Annotated in this window: 2 protein-coding genes; one reads left to right on the top strand and one right to left on the bottom strand. The window is 40.3% G+C overall.

The window, feature by feature from the left end:
* Positions 1-220: 220 nt before the first annotated feature.
* Positions 221-1,789 (bottom strand): apolipoprotein N-acyltransferase, encoded by a 1,569-nt coding sequence (gene lnt, locus A1019T_RS10300; protein WP_077451561.1) that lies wholly within the window; start codon positions 1,787-1,789, stop codon positions 221-223.
* Positions 1,790-2,028: 239 nt separating this feature from the next.
* Between lnt and A1019T_RS10295 the strand changes: the two genes are divergently transcribed.
* Positions 2,029-2,673 (top strand): DUF411 domain-containing protein, encoded by a 645-nt coding sequence (locus A1019T_RS10295; RefSeq protein ID WP_007394850.1) that lies wholly within the window; start codon positions 2,029-2,031, stop codon positions 2,671-2,673.
* Positions 2,674-2,996: the final 323 nt, after the last annotated feature.

The following is a 2,996-nucleotide window of genomic DNA, read 5'->3' as shown; positions in this document are numbered from 1 at the left end:
ATCAGACGAGGATTCAAAAGGGTTTGGGCTATCAATCGCCAAGACAGGTGTGGTTTGATTATTATCGTCAGGCTGGGTAACTAAAATCTCCCAAGTTTATGTATACGGATTTGACGGCAGGGGTCAATAGTTTAAAACTTTTATATTTACGTGCGTTAGGACGTTACCTAGAAAAAATAAAAAACTTACACTGATTAAATTATTATGATTAAGTTTACTATTACCCTCGTCTTCTAAGTGTGGTTAGACCTTTGCCAAAATAGCTTAGTAGTAATAACAACGTTATTATTATCAAGATAGGATAATTTCCCATAAGCATAAAGGGCGTGTTACCAACCCGTGCCTGTATCTCACCACGTAGTACAGTACGCTCAAACTGCGGTGCGCGTTTTACAATACGACCTTTATGGTTAATGATAGCGGTAACACCAGTATTGGTCGCTCGAATAAACCAGCGCCCGTTCTCAAGCGCGCGCATTTGTACCATTTGCAAATGTTGCAATGGTCCTGCTGAAGTGCCAAACCAGGCATCGTTAGAGACGGTCAACAAAAATTCAGTATCGATGGCATTTTTACGCGTGGTATCTGGATAAGCTACCTCATAACAGATAGCCGTCCCTATATTGTGTCCACGCACCTTTAGAGGTGACTGCTGATCACTACCACGACTATAGCTCTTAATATCCTGACTACCGGCCAAACTTGGGAAAATATCGAGCACGCCTTCAAATGGAATATACTCTCCAAAAGGCACTAGACGCTGCTTCTTGTATAGGCCTTCCGCTTCTACACCTCGAGCAATCACGCTATTGTAAAATGGGGGATACTTATCCGTACTGGCATTGAATGCCGCTTTATCCTTATAAGGGATACCAGTTATCCATGTCGTATTGGTCGCATTAGCCATTTCTATCATTTCACTAATAAAGCCCGCAGCCTCATCCTGAAACATAGGAATAGATGATTCAGGCCACACCACAACATCACGTCCCCACTCAGTGCGTGTTAACTTCGCATAAATCTTTAGCGTTTCTACTTGATACTTAGTCAGCCACTTTATATCTTGTGAAATATTACCTTGAATCAATGACACTGACAGATCAGGTGTGCCCTTAGGTTTTGTCCATTGCGGATTGACCAGCCATAATGATGTGCTAATGGCTAATAACAGTACAGAAACGATGGCATAACTACTGCGCCGAAGCAGTAGCTCTACTAAACTTGCAGCCAATAGTATGGCAACAAAAGAGACGGAAAAAACACCAGCAACGGGTGCTAAGGACGATAACCAATACTCTTCAGTAAATGCATAACCAACAAACAGCCACGGAAAGCCTGTGAATAACCAAGTTTTTAACCATTCTTGTAGCACCCAAAGAGCAGCAAATGAAAAGGGTTGTTTGCCTACCATACGGTTAAAGACTAGTGCTAACAATCCATGAAATAGTCCCATACCGAGACCCATCAATGCAATCATAATCAATGCGAGCCACGTTGGTGTATCGCTATAATCATGGATAGCAGTATAGAGCCAAAAGCCGCCGACGCACCATAGCCCCATACCGTAAGCTTCACCGATAATAAAAGCGCGACGACCACTCATACTTGTCACCAACAGCGCATATAAAATCGCTGGTGATACTATTGCTAGCGGCCAAAACCCATAAGGCGCTAGCGAAAATAAAAAAATAGCTCCTGCAAGCCATGCTACTACTAGCGTAAGCGATAGCGGTAATTGATTTAAGTGAGTACTCAAACGCTTTTGTAGATTAATAGTAGACAGGCGCATCGCAAATTATCCAAAATTATGAGCCTTGAATTTTTAATCAAAATCCAAAACTTAGATAGAGCCGTTAATACTACAGGCAGTATTTTAAAATAAAAACTGCTTATGATACCAGCCTGCACTGCTCAATGGATGAATTTACGTACTCCGTTTAATGGGTTATTATGCTACATTACCAAACGATATGAAGTGTTACTTGATCTTCTATAGCTCACAATATCTACAGTACATGAGAAAGCACTATGCCCCCCTTAAAAATAAAATCCAGTCTTATATGCAATCGTTATCTGTCTAAGGGGTTGCGTAGTACGTTATTATTACTGGCTGCCTCATCACTATTTGCTTGTAGCCAACCGAGTAGTGGCGTATCTGATGCAAGCACAACATCGGCATCAACTGAAGATGTTTTGGCTGTTCCAAAGACAGCTGAACCAAACGTTATAAATAATTCTATGATGACATCAGTAAGTAAACCAGACTTACTAAAAAACGTATCAGCCACTGTCTATAAAGATGCCAATTGCGGCTGCTGTAAAGAATGGATAAGTCATGCAGAAGATAATGGTCTAAGTGCAACCGCGCAAGATGTTGCGGACTTAGCCGTATTTAAAGAGCGCTACAGCGTTCCAAATGAAATGCGTTCTTGCCATACTGTAGTCACTACGGATGGTTACGTCTTTGAAGGTCATGTACCCGCTAAATATATGGCGCAGTTTTTAGAAAATCCGCCAGTACAAGCTATGGGTCTTGCCGTACCTGGCATGCCTATTGGTAGCCCAGGTATGGAGTATCAAAATAAATTCATGCCCTATCAGGTTATGCAGCTCAATAAAGACGGGACAACCCAAGTTTATGCTGATATTGAATCGGTAGAGCAGCAATTATAGTGTGTTAGCAGTTAAGAATACTTTGATTATAGTGTTAGCGTTAAAAGTAAATGAGGTAGGTATAAGACTGTTCTATTGCTTATAAAATGATTCTTCATCAAAAAATTCATTAGCTATTGCGACTTTAAAATTAAAAATAACTTTGAATTTGTAACTTTTGATGACAATGTAAGTTTGTGTAACATGTACAGAATATAGCTGACTAGATTGACCACAATTTCTACTGTTTTATAAGCAAAAAAACGTCTGAGGGTTAAATCTATAATTTAGATTTAACCCTCAGACGTTTTTCTATTGGATGAAGTAATTACCCTATATAGGGT

Origin of the sequence: Psychrobacter piechaudii, assembly GCF_900162825.1 — a bacterium.
GTDB lineage: Bacteria > Pseudomonadota > Gammaproteobacteria > Pseudomonadales > Moraxellaceae > Psychrobacter > Psychrobacter piechaudii.
Note: the sequence above shows the minus strand (reverse complement) of the source record. Positions and strands in the feature narration are given on the sequence as shown.

Bases quoted from the DNA above. Each gene is read 5' to 3' on its own strand.
- lnt (WP_077451561.1), bottom strand. From the start codon at position 1,789: ATGCGCCTGTCTACTATTAATCTACAAAAGCGTTTGAGTACTCACTTA.
- A1019T_RS10295 (WP_007394850.1), top strand. From the start codon at position 2,029: ATGCCCCCCTTAAAAATAAAATCCAGTCTTATATGCAATCGTTATCTG.